We start from the raw sequence: 16499 nt of genomic DNA, 5'->3' as shown, positions 1-16499 counted from the left end.
GTTCTGGTGGCTTTGACATCCTCCCCCTCTTGATAAAGGGGGATTCCAACCCGGACGGGTTGGGGTTCACGGGTGCTCGAGCGGCTGGTGGCCGCTGTCACCCCTCCGGCACCGGCCGTGCGCCGGGGGCGGGGGATCCCGCCCTGTCCTGCCGCGACGTTGACTGCCGCGTTCTCGTCGGCGTTGCAGGTGAACCCGCAGGACACGCAGACGAACTCGGCTTGGCTCTTGCGCGAGTCCTTCTCGATCCAGCCGCAGGCACTGCACCGCAACGACGTGTACGGGGCGGGGACGTCCTCCACCCGCCCGGGGGCCTTCTCCTGCGTTCGGCGGCGTAGTAGGCCCCAGCCCCGGGCCAGGACCGCCCGGTTCAGCCCGGCCTTCTGCCGGACGTTCCTGCCCGGCTGTTCGATTGTTCCCTTCGCCGAGGCGGTCATATTCCTGATGTTGAGCTTCTCGAACCGGATCAGGCGATAGGTGCGGGCGAGCATGGTGCTGGTCTTCTCGCACCAGTCCTTGCGCCGGTTCGCCTCCCGCGCCTTGAGCCTGGCCACCTTCGCGTACTCGCCCTGCTTGCGGTCGCTGCCCTTGGGTGTGCGGGCGGCCCGCCGCTGGTGTTTGCGGATCTGCGCGCGTTCGCGGGTGGTGAGCTGGGGGCAGTTCAGTTTCCGGCCGTCGGAGAGGGCTGCGGTGATCTTCACGCCCCGGTCGATACCGATGATCTCACCCGTGCCGGGCGCGGGGATGGAGTCGGGGGTGGTTGCGAAGGCGATGTGCCACTGCTGGTCGCGGAAGGTGACCCGGAACGTCTTCGCCTGCGGCAGTTCGGCGCGGGTGAGGCGGAAACGCACCCAGCCGCAGCCGGGTACCTTCACCCGCGCCCACCGCCGGTTCAGCCTCTGCACTACCACTGAGCGGCCCATCACCTGCCTGCCCCGGGCATTCAGCTTCGGCGAACCGTCCGCCTCGAACTCCGGGACCCGGTCGGTGCCGATCACCCGGAAGCCCTCGTGCGCATGCTTCCGGCGCCAGGTCGGCGCACCGAACCCGGAGGTGAACCGGGCGTTCCTGGCCCTGGCGAAGTCCTGCAACGCCTGCTGCTGAACATCCGCGTTTCCCGCGGCCAGCCAGTCGCTGCTCCGCCGTGCCTCGGTGAGCTGACGGCACTGCTCCGCGAACCCGGGAGCGGACCTGCGGCCCGGCCGCCAGCACACGTGCTGCTCGACCGCCAGATTCCAGACATACCGGGCGTGCGCGCAGTGCAGCAGCATCCGCTCCGCCTGCTCGCTCGTCGGGTACATCCGGAAACGTGACATGCCGCCCAACGTAGCTCCGATACTCGCCCTTCTCTTTGCATCCGATCACGCTCACCCGAACGAGCGACCGGCCCTCGCCGCCGCACCCACCGGCACGCCGAGGACCCCGGCGCCCATGACGGGCGCCGGGGTCCTCGGTCGACGACGGGCCGGGCGCGTACGGCGTCAGCCGCACTGACAGGGGTTGCCCGACTGGCAGCCGCAGCCGCAGCCCGAGCCGCAGCCGCAGGCGGCGATCAGGGTGAGGTTCCTGATCTCGGCGGGCTGCTCGGTCTCACGCTCCCGCGCGGGGTCGGGCGTCGTGCTGGGGGATTCGGCCATGGGTCCCTCCTCGGGGCTGGCGCCTGTGCACACCTGGCCCCATTGGACGCCCGCCCCGCCGGGCGCATCAACGGCGCATTGAGGCTCGTATGCACTCCGGCCAAGCCCCTTCGCGCGGGGTCACGCCGGCCGTCAGGCCCCCTCGACCCCCGGCACCGGCTGCAGGTCCGACTGGATCTCGTCCGCGTGTTCGCCGGTGACCAGGTACACCACCCGCTTGGCGACCGAGACCGCGTGGTCGGCGAAGCGCTCGTAGTACCGGCCCAGCAGCGTGACGTCGACGGCCGTCTCGATGCCGTGCTTCCAGCGGTCGTCCATCAGGTGCTGGAAGAGCGTGCGGTGCAGGAGGTCCATCGCGTCGTCGTCCTGCTCCAGCTGGAGCGCCAGGTCGACGTCCTTGGTGATGATCACCTCGGCCGCCTTCGCCATCAGGCGCTGCGCGAGCTGGCCCATCTCCAGGATCGTGGCGTGCAGATCGCGCGGGACCCCCCGCTCCGGGTAGCGCAGCCGGGCCAGCTTGGCCACGTGCTGGGCCAGGTCGCCCGAGCGCTCCAGGTCGGCCGACATCCGCAGCGAGGTGACGACTATGCGCAGGTCGGTCGCCACCGGCTGCTGACGGGCCAGCAGGGCGATGGCCCGCGCCTCCAGGTCGTGCTGGAGCTCGTCGACCTTCTGGTCGGCCTCGATCACGCTCTCCGCCAGCTTCAGATCGGCGTCGAGGATGGCCGTCGTGGCGCGTCCGATCGCCGACCCGACCAGCCGGGCCATCTCCACCAGACCGTCACCGATCGAATCCAGTTCCTCGTGGTACGCGTCCCGCATCAGGGGTTCCTCTCGTGCTTCTTCGTCCGGGCTTCAGGGGCCTGCTCTCCTCCCCACGCTCCCACGTTGTGTCCCCTACGCGTCCGGTTCCGCCACCTCACGTGAACCGTCCCTGGCTCCAAGGTGAACTCTGGGCGACGAGTGTTCGAGCTCGCACTCCGACGGCTGTGGGCACCACCCGCGCCATGCCTAACCTGGACGCATGGACGTGAACGCGGCGGTTGCCGCAGTGGCAGCGATCGCCGGGGTACTCACCGGCGTCATCGCCGTGCTGGCGTTCCGCTTCAGCGAGCGCGAACAGAGGCGCCCCACGCGCACCTCCCTGCACACGGACCCGGTGCTTCCGCCGGGTGTGGACACCGTGCTGTCCGTGCTGCGCTCGTCCGCCGTCGTCCTCGACGAGGCCGACGGAGTGGTCAAGGCCAGCTCCGCCGCGTACGCCCTCGGGCTGGTCCGCGGCGGCAAGCTCGCCGTGGAGCCCATGCTGCAGATGGCCCGCGACACCCGGCGCGACGGCGAGATACGCCAGGTCGAGCTGGACCTGCCCCGCCGGGGGACCGGACGCGGCGAGGCCCTCGCGGTGTCCGCGCGGGTGGCGCCGCTCGGCTCCCGGCTCGTTCTGCTGCTCGTCGAGGACCTCACCGAGGCCCGCCGCATCGAGGCGGTACGACGTGACTTCGTCGCCAACGTCAGCCACGAGCTGAAGACGCCCGTCGGGGCGCTCTCGCTGCTCTCGGAGGCCGTGATGGACGCCTCCGACGACCCCGAGGCGGTGGAACGGTTCGCCGGACGGATGCAGATCGAGGCGACCCGGCTGACGAACCTGGTGCAGGAGCTCATCGACCTCTCCCGGGTGCAGAACGACGACCCGTTGGAGGACGCCGAACCCATCCGCGTCGACGAACTGGTCGCCGAGGCCATCGACCGCTGCCGGCACGCGGCGGGGACGAAGGAGATCACCATGGCCGCGGGAGGCACCGCCGACCTGCACGTGTGGGGCAACCGCGGTCAGCTCGCCGCCGCGCTCGGCAACCTCGTCGAGAACGCGGTCAACTACTCACCCGCCCGCACCCGCGTGGGCATCGCGGCCCGTACGGTCGCGCAGCCCGGCGGGGACCTGATCGAGATAGCGGTGACCGACCAGGGCATCGGCATCTCGGAGAAGGACAAGGAGCGCGTCTTCGAGCGCTTCTACCGGGTCGACCCGGCCCGCTCCCGTGCCACCGGCGGTACGGGGCTCGGCCTCGCGATCGTGAAACACGTGGCCGCCTCGCACGGCGGGGAGGTCACGGTGTGGAGCGCCGAGGGCCAGGGTTCCACCTTCACCCTGCGGTTGCCGGAGGCCCGTGCGGCCCGCGACCGCGCCCACCAGATGTCCCACCGGGACGACATGTCCCACCAGGACGGCGACACCCACGGCCTCGACGGTGAGGCTCGGCGGGCGTCCCACTCATCCCCCCACTCTTCCGATTCATCCGCGTACGAAACGCTTCCCTCCCCGGAGGTCCTTCCGTGACCCGTGTGCTCGTCGTCGAGGACGAGGAGTCCTTCTCCGACGCCCTGTCGTACATGCTCCGCAAGGAGGGCTTCGAGGTCGCCGTCGCGACCACCGGGCCCGACGGACTCGACGAGTTCGAGCGCAACGGCGCCGACCTCGTTCTGCTCGACCTGATGCTGCCCGGGCTGCCGGGCACCGAGGTGTGCCGCCAGCTGCGCGGCCGTTCCAACGTCCCCGTCATCATGGTGACCGCCAAGGACAGCGAGATCGACAAGGTTGTCGGGCTGGAGATAGGGGCCGACGACTACGTCACCAAGCCGTTCTCCTCGCGGGAGCTGGTGGCCCGTATCCGCGCGGTGCTGCGGCGGCGCGGGGAGCCGGAGGAGGTCGCTCCGGCGGCGCTGGAGGCCGGGCCGGTGCGGATGGACGTCGACCGGCATGTGGTGACGGTGGGCGGTACGAAGGTCGATCTGCCGCTGAAGGAGTTCGATCTGCTGGAGATGCTGCTGCGGAACGCGGGGCGGGTGCTGACGCGGATGCAGCTGATCGACCGGGTGTGGGGGGCCGACTACGTCGGTGACACCAAGACCCTCGATGTTCATGTGAAGCGGCTGCGGGCGAAGATCGAGCCGGATCCGGGGGCGCCGCGGTATCTGGTGACGGTTCGGGGGCTGGGGTACAAGTTCGAGCCGTAGGCCTGCGGCGCGGCGTTGTCCGGTGCCGGTGCCGGTGCCGGTGCCGGTGCTGTGGCTGGGCGGGGGGTGTTGCGCGGCCCGGCGTTTGCGGGGTGCCGCCGCGCCCACCCGTGCCGCCCCAGCGGCACGACTGCCCGCAGTGATGCGGGGTGGGCGCCGTCCCAGCGGCGCGACTGCCCGCAGTGATGCGGGGTGGGCGCCGTCCCAGCGGCGCGACTGCCCGCAGTGATGCGGCGGGGTGGGCGCCGTCCCAGCGGCGCGACTGCCCGCAGTTACGTGCGGTTACGTGAAGGGCGGGGCCCCTCGGGGGTCCCGCCCTTCTGTGTTGTGCGTGTGCTCAGTGGCCGGTCTGGGCGCTTGCCGAGGCTGCGTCGGTCGGGGTGACCGAGGACTCGTCGGTCTCGGTGTTCTCCGTGCTCTCCGGGGCGCCGGTGGCCTCGTCCGTGGTGCCGGCGGCCGGCTCGTCGGAGGACTCCGCGGACGGCTCCGTCGACGGCTCCGCCGAGGCGCCCGGCGCGGCGGCCTCCTGGCTCGGACCCCAGCTCTCGAAGAAGTGCTCGGCCGGGAAGACGATCGCGCGCAGGCTCACGTCGCCGGTCTTGCTGAAGGTGAAGGTGACCTTCTGGGCGTTGCCGTCCTGGACGGCCTCACGGCTGCTGGGCAGAACGGCGGACGCGTTGCCCTCGCCGCCGAGGATCAGCGAGCCGCCGGCCGGGACGGTGAGGCTGCCGCCCTCGGCGGGGGTCAGCTCGGCGGTCTTGCCGGTGCCGGGGATGGTGACCGACTCCAGCGTCTGGTCGGTGCGGCCCTCGTTGAACAGGGTGGCGGAGACGACCGCCGGGCCCGTCGACTCCAGGTCGGGCTGGGTGATGACCGTGGCGTTCTGGACCTTGATGTCGCCGACGGTCGTCGCCGCGTTGTCCGGCTTGATCTCCAGGCTCTGGGCGTTGTGGCCGGCCGCGCACGCGGAGAGCGAGGCGATCGAGAACGCGATGGCGGCGGCGGCGAGAGCGCCGCGTCGAAGGCTGCTGCTCACGGCGGCGGCAACTCCTTGACTCGAGTCGTTCGGCGACCGGGTGAAGCCGCCCTAAGTGTCTGTCAGCGGCCTCAGGTTACCGAGCCGTCCCCGCGAGGCCGCACCCGACCCTCCCGAGACGTCCCGTGTCGGCCCGGTAAGGCATGCCCGGAACCCCCGCCACCGCCCCCGGCGCCACCTCGTCGACGGTCGAGAGCGGGCGCGCTCCGCCTCTTGAGTCACAAGTGACTCACCAGTCACTTGGGCCGCTTTCGCGCCGTACTCCCACGCCATTCCCATAGTGATCGCGCATTTCCCGTGAAGGAATGAGCGGAGGGCTCCGGAATTGATCACCGGCCGCTCATCCTCGTGCCGTGTGATCAATTCCGGATTCGACCGGAACCCGGCTCCGCGCACCGAACGGAGTAGCGGAACTCGAGCACTTGGAACCGGACATATGGGGATGTTCGACCGCTCGTGCGGGGCTCCGGATGTGTGTGACGTGCGCGTTTCGCTTGCGCCGGAGAGCCGCTCCGACCTGCGAATACCTGCTTCCGCTAGGCGTCCGCAGCACGTTCCTGTTGCTGTTGTCAAGCCCCGAGAATGGCCCTGACCTGCGAAAACGCCATTCAGAAGACGCCGTATCCGTGTTACCCTGGATAGCCACGGAAGGGGTACCTGTCACATGACGTTCAAGGTTGGCGACACCGTGGTCTATCCCCATCACGGGGCCGCGCTGATCGAGGCTATCGAAACTCGCCAGATCAAAGGCGTGGACAAGACCTACTTGGTGCTGAAGGTCGCCCAGGGTGACCTGACGGTACGTGTGCCAGCGGACAATGCGGAGTTCGTCGGCGTACGTGATGTGGTCGGTCAGGACGGGCTGGACCGGGTCTTCGAGGTGCTGCGCGCACCGTATGCGGAGGAGCCCACGAACTGGTCCCGTCGTTACAAGGCAAATCTCGAGAAGCTCGCCTCGGGCGATGTCATCAAGGTCGCGGAAGTCGTGCGTGACCTGTGGCGTCGTGAGCGCGAGCGCGGACTCTCCGCCGGTGAGAAGCGCATGCTCGCCAAGGCGCGTCAGATCCTGGTCAGCGAGCTCGCCCTCGCGGAGAACACCAACGAGGACAAGGCCGAGGCCCTGCTCGACGAGGTCCTCGCCTCCTGAGATTTCCGAGTCGGTCGCGGCCCGCGGCCCACTCTCATCTCAGCACTCAGCACTTGAAATGCCGCGGTGCCCGCTGACGTCATGGACGTCGCCGGGCGCTGCGGCATGTTCGTACCCGGACACCGCACGTACGCTGCACTTGCGCCGCGCCGGGGAATGTGTCATGACTCACGTCCCCACCCCTGGCGTGCCGGGCCGGGGCGGTCGACTCGACCAGAATCACGGAAGGGGCTGGTCAAGGCGGAACGCCCGGCACTCCCCCGCTCCGGGAGCAGGGGGTACGCCCAGGCCATACCCACCCGGGCCGAGCACACAAACCTGACAGGAACCGATGTCTGACGATCCGCTCCCCCCGCCGTCACCGAACCCCGCATCCGGCCGTACGGCCGCCCGTACGGCGGCCGTGATCCCCGCCGCCGGCCGTGGTGTACGCCTCGGACCGGGCGCCCCCAAGGCGCTCCGCGCGCTGGGCGGCACGCCCATGCTCATCCACGCCGTCCGCGCGATGGCCGCCTCCCGCGCCGTCTCCCTGGTGGTCGTCGTGGCCCCGCCCGACGGCGCCCCCGAGGTCAAGTCACTGCTCGACGCGCACGCCCTGCCCGACCGCACCGACTTCCTCGTGGTCCCCGGCGGCGGGAGCCGCCAGGAGTCCGTGAAGCTCGGCCTGGACGCGCTGCCGCCCGGCTACGACATCGTCCTGGTGCACGACGCGGCCCGCCCGCTCGTCCCCGTCGACACCGTCGACGCCGTCATCGAGGCCGTACGCGACGGAGCGCCCGCCGTCGTGCCCGCGCTGCCGCTCGCCGACACCGTCAAGCAGGTCCGGCCCGCCGACGTCCCGGGCGAGCCGGAACCCGTGGTCGCCACCCCGGACCGGTCGCTGCTGCGGGCCGTGCAGACCCCGCAGGGCTTCGACCGGGCCACCCTCGTACGCGCCCACGAGACGGTGAAGGACGACGTCACCGACGACGCGAGCATGGTCGAACAGCTCGGCCTCACCGTCGTCACCGTCCCCGGGCACGAGGAGGCCTTCAAGGTCACCCGCCCCCTCGACCTGGTCCTCGCCGAGGCGGTCCTGGCCCGCAGGAGGCTCAACGATGGCTTCTGAACAGCCGTACCCCCTGCCGCAGGTCGGCATCGGCACCGACATCCACGCCTTCGAGGACGGCCGCGAACTGTGGTGCGCCGGCCTGAAGTGGGAGGGCGAGGGCCCCGGCCTCGCCGGCCACTCCGACGCGGACGTCGTCGCCCACGCCGCCTGCAACGCCCTCTTCTCCGCCGCCGGCCTCGGCGACCTGGGGCAGCACTTCGGCACCGGCCGCCCCGAATGGTCCGGCGCGTCCGGCACCACCCTGCTGACGGAGGCCGCCCGCATCGTCCGCGAGTCCGGCTTCCGCATCGGCAACATCGCCGTACAGGTGATCGGCCCCCGCCCGAAGATCGGCAAACGCAGACAGGAAGCCCAGGAACTCCTCTCGGAGGCAGCGGGCGCCCCGGTCTCGGTCTCCGGCGCCACGACGGACGGTCTGGGGTTCCCGGGGAGAGAGGAAGGCCTGATGGCAGTGGCAACAGCCTTGGTCGTACAAGAAGGGTGAGTGTCCCGACCAGGGGGCGCGGGGAACTGCGCGATCAACCCCCATCGGGCCCGCACGTGACATACGTCGTCGAAACCGCCAGAGGCGCACCGCACACGCCCGCGCCTACTACCCTGGTGTCGTGACTATTCGCCTGTACGACACCAGCGCCCGGCAGATCCGTGACTTCACCCCGCTCCAGCCGGGTTGCGTCTCGATCTACCTGTGTGGTGCCACCGTGCAGGCGGCACCCCACATCGGGCACATCCGCTCGGGCCTGAACTTCGACATCATGCGCCGCTGGTTCGAGTACCGCGGCCTGGCGGTGACGTTCATCCGCAACGTCACCGACATCGACGACAAGATCATCGCCAAGTCCGCCGAACAGGGCCGCCCCTGGTGGTCCATCGGCTACGACAACGAGCGCGCCTTCACCGACGGCTACCGCGCCCTCGGCTGCCTGCCCCCGACCTACGAGCCGCGCGCCACCGGCCACATCACCGAGATGGTCGAGATGATGCGCGGCCTCATCGAGCGCGGGCACGCCTACGAGGCCGACGGCAACGTGTACTTCGCGGTCACCTCGTTCCCCGAGTACCTGAGGCTGTCCAACCAGGAGCTGGACAACCTGCTCCAGCCGTCCGCCGAGGGCGAGACCGGCAAGCGGGACCCGCGCGACTTCGCGATGTGGAAGGCGGCCAGGCCCGGCGAGCCGAGCTGGGAGACGCCGTGGGGCCGCGGACGCCCCGGCTGGCACCTGGAGTGCTCGGCGATGGCGCACAAGTACCTCGGCAGCGCCTTCGACATCCACGGCGGCGGCCTCGACCTGATCTTCCCGCACCACGAGAACGAGATCGCCCAGGCCAAGGCCTACGGCGACGAGTTCGCCCGGTACTGGGTGCACAACGCCTGGGTCACCATGAGCGGCGAGAAGATGTCGAAGTCGCTCGGCAACAGCGTCCTGGTCTCCGAGATGGTCAAGCGCTGGCGGCCCATCGTGCTGCGCTACTACCTCGGCACCCCGCACTACCGGTCGATGATCGAGTACAGCGAGGAGGCCCTGCGCGAGGCGGAGTCCGCGTTCGCGCGGATCGAGGGCTTCGTGCAGCGCGTGGTGGAGAAGGCCGGGGGCGTCGTCGAGCCCGCCGCCGAGGTGCCGCCCGCGTTCGCCGAGGCGATGGACGACGACCTGGGCGTCCCGCAGGCGCTCGCCGTCGTGCACACCACCGTCCGGCAGGGCAACAGCGCACTGGCCGCCGACGACAAGGAGGAGGCCGTCGCCCGCCTCGCCGAGGTCCGCGCCATGCTCGGCGTGCTCGGCCTCGACCCGCTGAACCCGCACTGGGCCGGCGAGAGCGACCGCGGCGAAGACCTGCACGGCGCGGTCGACACCCTCGTCCGCATGGTCCTCGACCAGCGCGAGGCCGCCCGCGCCCGCAAGGACTGGCCCACCGCGGACGCCATCCGCGACCAGCTCAACCAGTCCGGCCTGGTCATCGAGGACAGCCCGCAGGGGCCGCGCTGGAGCCTCGGCCCGCGCTGAGGAGCCAGGCCCCGACCGGCTCCGACCTCGGCATCCGAAGATCGACTGTGCCGTCCGGGCCTCCGGGCGGCACACTTCATAGGCACACGTCACAGACGTACGCACGCAGTACGCACAAAAGCAGCACCACCCACGACCACACGGAGACGGATACCTCATGGCCGCGAACAACCGCCGCATGTCCGGCAAGAAGGGCGCGCAGGTCGGCAGTGGCGGCCAGCGGCGCCGGGGCCTGGAAGGCAAGGGGCCCACGCCGCCCGCCGAGATGCGCAAGGGGCACGCCAAGCAGCGCGCCGCCCAGGCGAAGGTCCGCCGCGCCCAGGGCGCCCGCCCGCAGCAGCGGCGCGGCGGGGGCCGCTCGGCCTCCGAACTCGTCGTCGGCCGCAACCCGGTCGTCGAGGCGCTGCGCGGGGGCGTGCCCGCGTCCACGCTGTACGTCCAGCAGTTCATCGACAACGACGAGCGGGTGCGCGAGGCGCTCCAGCTCGCGGCCGAGCGCGGCGGGATCAACCTCATGGAGGCCCCCCGCCCCGAACTCGACCGCATGACCAACGGCCTGAACCACCAGGGTCTGGTGCTCCAGGTCCCGCCGTACGAGTACGCGCACCCCGAGGACCTCGTCGCCGGCGCCCACGACGAGGGACAGGACCCGCTGATCGTCGCCCTCGACGGGGTCACCGACCCGCGCAACCTCGGCGCGGTCGTCCGCTCCGTCTCCGCGTTCGGCGGCCACGGCGTCGTCGTGCCCGAGCGGCGCGCCGCCGGGATGACCGCCGGCGCCTGGAAGACGTCCGCCGGTACGGCCGCCCGTACGCCCGTCGCCCGCGCCACCAACCTGACGCGCGCGCTGGAGGCGTACAAGAAGGCCGGGATCGCGGTCGTCGGCCTGGCCGCCGACGGCGAGGCCGAGCTCGGCGACCTGGAGGCACTGGACGGACCGGTCGTCATCGTCGTCGGCAGCGAGGGCAAGGGCCTCTCCCGCCTGGTCGGCGAGACCTGCGACTTCCGGGTACGGATCCCGATGCCGGGCGGCGCGGAGTCGCTCAACGCCGGTGTGGCGGCGGGCATCGTGCTGTACGAGGCGGCGCGTCGGCGGGGCTGATTCCGGGGGCCGGTGGAGGCCGCCGGTCGGAGGCCGGCGCGCCCGTGCGAAGCCGTCCAGCGTGCGAGTGCGGCAGACGGGGGTGCCGCCGGTGTGGCTGGACGGGTGTTCGGTTGGGTCGCCCATACGGGGTATTCCGGGGGGTCCGGGCAGGCTTGACGCGGTCCGGACACTTCCGGCGGGTCAAGGCAGTGTCCTAACGCCATGTCACTCGGTTAGATGAGTGTGGACACGAGAACACCCCGCACACCCACGGGGGACCGCTCGTCGGGACTCGACGACGCTCCCGCGCTGAGCATGGTGAAGGTGCCGAGCGATCCGGCGCAGGTCATCGTCAATCACGCCAGCTTCCGCGTGCAGCTGGGCGTCTCGGCGCGGCGCGCCCCATCGCCGCGGATCGCACGGCACGTGAGCGCCGCCGAGGACACCGCCCGCATCCCCGTCGTCACCACCGTGGGCACGCCCGGCCAGGCCACCCGCCGCCGGCCCGTCGTCTGGAGCGGCCGGTCCGCCCCCGACGACACCGGCGCCCACCGACTGCTCCAGGCCGTACGGCACGGAGGCGTCCGCCACGCCGACGAGCCGCTCACCGACTCCGGCGCCACCCGGGTCATCCCGCGCACCGGCACCGGGTACGACCACGCCGACGACCCGGTCACCCAGACCCTCGAAACCCCGTTCGTCGGCGCCCAGCGCAGCCCGGCCGACGGGCCCCTGCTGCCCCCGATGCGCACGGTCGGCAGCGCCTACGACGAACCCGCCTACGACGAACCCGCCTACGACGAACCCGCCTACGACGAACCCGCCTACGACGGACCCGCGTACGACGACGGACCCGAGGACACCGGCCGCCGCGCCAGACGGCACGGCGACGACCCGGCCCGGCACGCCTACTACCCCGGCCGCCGGATGAACCTCGGCGTCGTCCTGCTCCCGCTGCGCGTCTTCCTCGGCGGCATCTCCGTCTACGCCGGGATGAGTAAGCTGTGCGACCCCCTCTACTTCGAGGGCGGCAAGCGCGGCTCCATGGTCAAGTGGCTGCACACCCTGCACCCCTGGGAAGTCGCCGAGCCGCTGCGCCAGTTCGCCCTGGAGCACCCCATCGGCTCCGGCCTCGCCATCGCCTTCGCCCAGATCGTCGTCGGCGTCCTGACCGCCCTCGGCTGCTGGCAGCGCCTGGCCGCCGTCGTCGGGGCGACGCTCTCGGCGGCACTGCTGGTCACCGTCAGCTGGAAGAGCGTCCCCGCCTACGAGACACCCGACATCATCTACCTCGCCGCCTGGTCACCACTGATCATCGCGGGCGCCCCCGTCTACTCCGTCGACGGCCGCCTCGCGAGCCGGGCCTGGCGCCGGCTCGGCCCCCGCACCGACATCTGGGACCTGCGCCGGTACGTGCTGCGCCGGGGCGCCCTGGTCGCCTTCGTGGTCTGCGGGTTCAGCATGCTCGTCGGCTCACTGCTCGGCGGTGCCGTGCGGGACGCCGACCGGGTGGTCGTCCCCGGGCCCGGCGAGGCCCCGCGCAACGAGCTCCCCGGCTCCCCGCTGCCGGGAGATTCCGGCGAACGCCAGAAGGAGAAGCGGACCCCGTCCGCCTCCACCTCGCCCACCCGGGACGCCACTTCGGACACGGCGAGCCCGTCCGCAGGCGCCACCACCCCCGGCGCGTCCCAGGGCGCAGACGCGGCCACCGGCGCGCCCAGCCAGACCCAGGGCAGCGCCGGCCAGGTACCGCCCCGGCAGTCCTCCCCGGCCGACCAGGCACCGAGCACCAGTTCCGGCCCCACCTCGGGCGGCGCCGGCGCCTCCGGCGGCAGCGGAGCGCCGAGCGGGGGCAGCGGCGGCTCCTCCGGGAAGCCGGGACTCGTGGGCGGCCTCCTGGGATAGCTCGCATACGGCAGTGGGGGGGGCCGCCGGCCCCCCGGGGGGGCCCCCCCCCCCGGCCGCGGCGGCGCCAGACGGTCCGGGATGAAGCCCCGGCCCCCGACCCCGGGGGGGGCCCCCCCCCACCCCCCCCCCCCCCCCCCCCCCCCCCCCCCCGGGGGCCCCCCCCCCCCCCCCGCCCCCGGGCCCCCCCCCCCCCCCCCCCCCCCCCCCCCCCCCCACTGCCGTGGCAGCGGCGGCTACGGACGGACGGCCGTCACGCCCCGCTCGCCCGGCCGCGCTGGCGCAGCGCGATCCGGTTGCCGTCCGGGTCCACGGCCTCGATGCGCACCCCGAACGGGTAGTCCTCCGGCTCGGACTGGTCGAACGTCACACCGCGGTCGCGCCACACCGTGAAGTCCTTCCGCAGATCGTCCGACTTGAGGAAGACCGAAGCGAGCGCCCTGCCGCCCGGCTCCCCCTCGGCCGGCTGCCCCGCGCCCGCCACGTGCGGCCACAGGATGAACTCCAGAGCACTGCCCGGGACACCCACCGTGAGGAAGCGCCCCTCGGGGCCCGGATGGTCCACGCGCTTCTCAAAACCGAGCCGGTCCGTGTAGAACCTCAGCGACCGGTCCTGGTCGGTCACGTTGATCGTCACGTACATGACGTTGGTCAGCATCGTGCGGTCCCTTCCTGCCACCCGTCCGACGCGGCGGGTCGCCACGTCGTGTCACCTCACTGACGGACGGCGGCCGGACGATGTGACGGGCGGAAGGGAAAGGATTTCAGCGGCCCTGCGCCGAGAGCTCCTTCGCCGCCTCCGTCAGGTCCTTCGCGGTGTCGATCGCCCGCCAGTAGGAGCCCTGGGGGATGGGGAAACCGGCCAGGCGGCGTTCGCGCGCGAGGCGCGGGAACGTGGTGCGTTCGTGGTCGCCGCGCTCCGGGAGCAGACCGGCGAACTCGGGGGAGAAGACGTACACGCCCGCGTTGATCTCGAAGGTCGACGGCGGGGCCTCGATGAAGTCGGTGATGTGCCCGAAGCCGTCCGTGCGCACCGCGCCCCACGGGATGCGCGGGCGGGCCAGGGCGAGGGTCGCGACGGCGTCCCGCTCGGTGTGGAAGTCGGCCATGTCGCGCAGCGAGAAACGGGTCCAGATGTCGCCGTTGGTGGCGTACCAGGGCCGGTCCGGGTGCGGGAGGCGGGCGGCGGCGTACTTCAGGCCGCCGCCGCGGCCGAGGGGTTCCGTCTCGACGACGGTGGTGACGGAGAGGGGCAGGTCGGCGGTGTCCAGCCACTTCTGCAGGACCTCGGCGAGGTGGCCGCAGGAGACCACCACGTCCGTCACGCCCTCCTCGGCGAGCCAGGAGAGCTGGTGGCCGATGATCGGGGTTCCCGTGCCAGGGATCTCGACCATCGGCTTGGGGCGGTCGTCGGTGTACGGCCGAAGCCGGGATCCCTGGCCTCCGGCCAGGACTACGGCTTGTACGGGGCGGGCGACGGCTCGCGGATCGGTCATGCCCGCACTTTACGCGGCGCGGCGTTCGGTGCTTCTGCAGGTGCCCTGTGCTGGTGCCGGCCGGGGGTTGGCCGGGGGTTGGCCGCGCGGCCCGGCGCTTTACGGGGTGCCCCGCGTTGCCGTGGGCCGGGGGTGAGGTTGCGCGGCCCGGCGTTTGCGGGGTGCCGTCGCGCCCACCCGTGCCGCCCTGCGGCACGACTGCCCGCGGAGACGGCGGCAGGCGGCTGCCCGCGGAGACGGCGGCAGGCGGCTGCCCGCGGAGACGGCGGCAGGCGGTTGTCCGCGGGAGCGGGGGCGTGCGGTTGTCCGTGGGAGCGGGGGCAGGTGTGGTCAGCGGTTGGCTGTGGTGACTCCTGAGGCGAAGGAGGTGTCGCAGACCGGGCGGGCGTAGGACTGGGCCTTGGTGGGGCCGTAGACGCGGACCGCCGCCTTGCCGAGGGCGCGGGCGATGGACGCGCAGTGCTTCGCCAGCGACGGGCGGTCGTTCACGGCCTGCTGGAGGTGGGTGAGCGCCACGCCCGGGTTCTCCTCCTGCAGTTCGACCAGCAGCCTGTCCCGCAGCACATGCTGCGGCGCCCGGGCGTCGGCACGGGAGGACGCGCCGGAGGCGGCCGTGAGCACGGGGCTCGAGGAGGCCCCCGACCAGTTGACCCGCGCGACCGCGAAAGTCCCGGAGAGCACCAGGACGACGGGCAGGACGAAGGCGAGGGAGCGGCCGATCCGGCGGGCGGGGCCCCGGCCGCGACGCGTCTGACGGTTAGTGGAGTGCTTCACGCGTGTGAGGGTAGCGCCCGGTAGCGACAAGAAAACATTCCGTCACCGTTACGGGGGACAAGGAACCCGGGATCCCGGACGGCGTGTTGACGTACGGGGTCGAAATGACCGATATGTCGGGGTATTTGTCGACAACATGGAAGGGCCCCGCAGTGATCTGCGGGGCCCTTCCACGAAACGGCGTCAGTCGGACAGACGCGCACCGGTCGACGTCGAGAACACGTGGGTCTCGCCCGCGCGCGGCACGACGTGCAGCTGGCTGCCCTTCTCCGGGACCTCACGGCCGCCGACGCGGACGACGATGTCCTTGGACTCGCCGTCGACCTGCGCGGTGCCGTACACGAACGCGTCGGAGCCCAGCTCCTCGACGACGTTGACGGTGACCGCGAGACCCTTGTCGGTGTCGGCGCCGGCCACGTCGAAGTGCTCGGGGCGGACGCCCACGGTGACGGTCTTGTCGCTGGTCGCGGAGAGCGCGTCACGCTGCACCGGCACCACCGAGTTGCCGAACTTCACACCGCCGTCGGTGACCGGGACCTCGACCAGGTTCATGGCCGGGGAGCCGATGAAGCCGGCGACGAACAGGTTCGCGGGCTTGTCGTACATGTTGCGCGGGGTGTCGACCTGCTGGAGCAGACCGTCCTTGAGGACCGCGACACGGTCGCCCATGGTGAGGGCCTCGACCTGGTCGTGGGTGACGTAGACGGTGGTGATGCCGAGGCGCCGCTGGAGCGACGCGATCTGCGTACGGGTGGACACACGGAGCTTGGCGTCCAGGTTGGACAGCGGCTCGTCCATGAGGAACACCTGCGGCTCACGCACGATGGCGCGGCCCATCGCGACACGCTGGCGCTGACCACCGGAGAGCGCCTTCGGCTTGCGGTCCAGGTACTCGGTGAGGTCGAGGATCTTCGCGGCCTCCTCGACCTTCTGCCGGATCTCCGCCTTGTTGACACCGGCGATCTTGAGCGCGAAGCCCATGTTGTCGGCGACCGTCATGTGCGGGTAGAGCGCGTAGTTCTGGAACACCATGGCGATGTCCCGGTCCTTCGGCGGCAGGTGCGTGACGTCGCGGTCACCGATGCGGATCGCGCCGCCGTTGACGTCCTCGAGCCCCGCGAGCATGCGGAGCGAGGTGGACTTGCCGCAACCGGACGGGCCGACCAGGACGAGGAACTCGCCGTCCGCGATGTCGATTTCCAGCGCGTCGACGGCGGGCTTGGTGGAACCGGGGTAGATCCGGGTCGCCTTGTCGAACGTGACAGTGGCCATGGTGAATGGTCCCCTT

Annotated in this window: 15 protein-coding genes and 1 pseudogene; 8 read left to right on the top strand and 8 right to left on the bottom strand. The window is 71.6% G+C overall.

What is annotated here, in order from left to right; genetic code table 11:
- Positions 1 to 164: 164 nt before the first annotated feature.
- The 3 genes and pseudogenes from ACIA6T_RS14695 to phoU all read right to left on the bottom strand — a co-directional run.
- A pseudogene (locus ACIA6T_RS14695) lies at positions 165 to 1271 on the bottom strand (RNA-guided endonuclease InsQ/TnpB family protein); the annotation flags it as partial.
- Between the two features lie 210 nt (positions 1272 to 1481).
- Complete coding sequence (locus ACIA6T_RS14690; protein ID WP_167748580.1) at positions 1482 to 1637, bottom strand: hypothetical protein; 156 nt, start codon at positions 1635 to 1637, stop codon at positions 1482 to 1484.
- Positions 1638 to 1769: 132 nt separating this feature from the next.
- Positions 1770 to 2459 (bottom strand): phosphate signaling complex protein PhoU, encoded by a 690-nt coding sequence (gene phoU, locus ACIA6T_RS14685; RefSeq protein ID WP_073934358.1) that lies wholly within the window; start codon positions 2457 to 2459, stop codon positions 1770 to 1772.
- A gap of 202 nt (positions 2460 to 2661) precedes the next feature.
- On the opposite strand from phoU, the gene ACIA6T_RS14680 reads away from it, so the two are divergent.
- Both ACIA6T_RS14680 and ACIA6T_RS14675 read left to right on the top strand, forming a co-directional pair.
- A complete protein-coding gene (locus ACIA6T_RS14680; protein WP_399446866.1) occupies positions 2662 to 3975 on the top strand; it encodes a sensor histidine kinase in 1314 nt (437 codons plus the stop codon).
- On the top strand, positions 3972 to 4652 hold the full coding sequence (locus tag ACIA6T_RS14675) for a response regulator transcription factor (RefSeq protein WP_030829297.1): 681 nt from the start codon (positions 3972 to 3974) through the stop codon (positions 4650 to 4652). Before ACIA6T_RS14680 ends, ACIA6T_RS14675 begins: the two co-directional genes overlap by 4 nt.
- A 337-nt stretch (positions 4653 to 4989) precedes the next feature.
- Here ACIA6T_RS14675 and ACIA6T_RS14670 read toward each other — a convergent pair whose 3' ends face one another.
- Positions 4990 to 5688 (bottom strand): DUF461 domain-containing protein, encoded by a 699-nt coding sequence (locus ACIA6T_RS14670; RefSeq protein ID WP_399446864.1) that lies wholly within the window; start codon positions 5686 to 5688, stop codon positions 4990 to 4992.
- A gap of 664 nt (positions 5689 to 6352) precedes the next feature.
- On the opposite strand from ACIA6T_RS14670, the gene ACIA6T_RS14665 reads away from it, so the two are divergent.
- The 6 genes from ACIA6T_RS14665 (at position 6353) to ACIA6T_RS14640 (ending at position 12941) form a co-directional block, all read left to right on the top strand.
- Positions 6353 to 6835: a CarD family transcriptional regulator gene (locus ACIA6T_RS14665; RefSeq protein WP_003953493.1), complete on the top strand. Its 483-nt coding sequence runs from the start codon at positions 6353 to 6355 to the stop codon at positions 6833 to 6835.
- 331 nt (positions 6836 to 7166) lie between these two features.
- Complete coding sequence (gene ispD / locus ACIA6T_RS14660; protein ID WP_399446863.1) at positions 7167 to 7943, top strand: 2-C-methyl-D-erythritol 4-phosphate cytidylyltransferase; 777 nt, start codon at positions 7167 to 7169, stop codon at positions 7941 to 7943.
- Complete coding sequence (gene ispF, locus ACIA6T_RS14655) at positions 7933 to 8430, top strand: 2-C-methyl-D-erythritol 2,4-cyclodiphosphate synthase (protein WP_399446862.1); 498 nt, start codon at positions 7933 to 7935, stop codon at positions 8428 to 8430. Before ispD ends, ispF begins: the two co-directional genes overlap by 11 nt.
- A 121-nt stretch (positions 8431 to 8551) precedes the next feature.
- Positions 8552 to 9952, top strand: a complete 1401-nt coding sequence (gene cysS, locus ACIA6T_RS14650; protein WP_399446861.1) for a cysteine--tRNA ligase — start codon at positions 8552 to 8554, stop codon at positions 9950 to 9952.
- 157 nt (positions 9953 to 10109) lie between these two features.
- Positions 10110 to 11054, top strand: coding sequence for a 23S rRNA (guanosine(2251)-2'-O)-methyltransferase RlmB (gene rlmB, locus ACIA6T_RS14645; RefSeq protein WP_399446860.1), 945 nt, complete (start codon positions 10110 to 10112; stop codon positions 11052 to 11054).
- A 219-nt stretch (positions 11055 to 11273) separates the two neighbouring features.
- The gene (locus tag ACIA6T_RS14640) at positions 11274 to 12941 is read left to right on the top strand and encodes a DoxX family membrane protein (RefSeq protein ID WP_399446859.1); all 1668 of its coding nucleotides are present in this window, start codon (positions 11274 to 11276) and stop codon (positions 12939 to 12941) included.
- A 253-nt stretch (positions 12942 to 13194) separates the two neighbouring features.
- On the opposite strand, the gene ACIA6T_RS14635 is transcribed toward ACIA6T_RS14640, so the two are convergent.
- The 4 genes from ACIA6T_RS14635 to ACIA6T_RS14620 all read right to left on the bottom strand — a co-directional run bounded on the left by ACIA6T_RS14635 (position 13195) and on the right by ACIA6T_RS14620 (position 16483).
- Complete coding sequence (locus ACIA6T_RS14635) at positions 13195 to 13599, bottom strand: VOC family protein (protein WP_399446858.1); 405 nt, start codon at positions 13597 to 13599, stop codon at positions 13195 to 13197.
- A 106-nt stretch (positions 13600 to 13705) separates the two neighbouring features.
- Positions 13706 to 14437 (bottom strand): NDP-sugar synthase, encoded by a 732-nt coding sequence (locus ACIA6T_RS14630; RefSeq protein WP_399446857.1) that lies wholly within the window; start codon positions 14435 to 14437, stop codon positions 13706 to 13708.
- Between the two features lie 330 nt (positions 14438 to 14767).
- On the bottom strand, positions 14768 to 15211 hold the full coding sequence (locus ACIA6T_RS14625) for a hypothetical protein (RefSeq protein ID WP_399446856.1): 444 nt from the start codon (positions 15209 to 15211) through the stop codon (positions 14768 to 14770).
- A 183-nt stretch (positions 15212 to 15394) separates the two neighbouring features.
- A complete protein-coding gene (locus ACIA6T_RS14620; RefSeq protein ID WP_399446855.1) occupies positions 15395 to 16483 on the bottom strand; it encodes an ABC transporter ATP-binding protein in 1089 nt (362 codons plus the stop codon).
- Between the last annotated feature and the right edge of the window lie 16 nt (positions 16484 to 16499).

The organism is Streptomyces sp. NPDC051740, from assembly GCF_044453165.1.
GTDB lineage: Bacteria > Actinomycetota > Actinomycetes > Streptomycetales > Streptomycetaceae > Streptomyces > Streptomyces atrovirens.
Note: the sequence above shows the minus strand (reverse complement) of the source record. Positions and strands in the feature narration are given on the sequence as shown.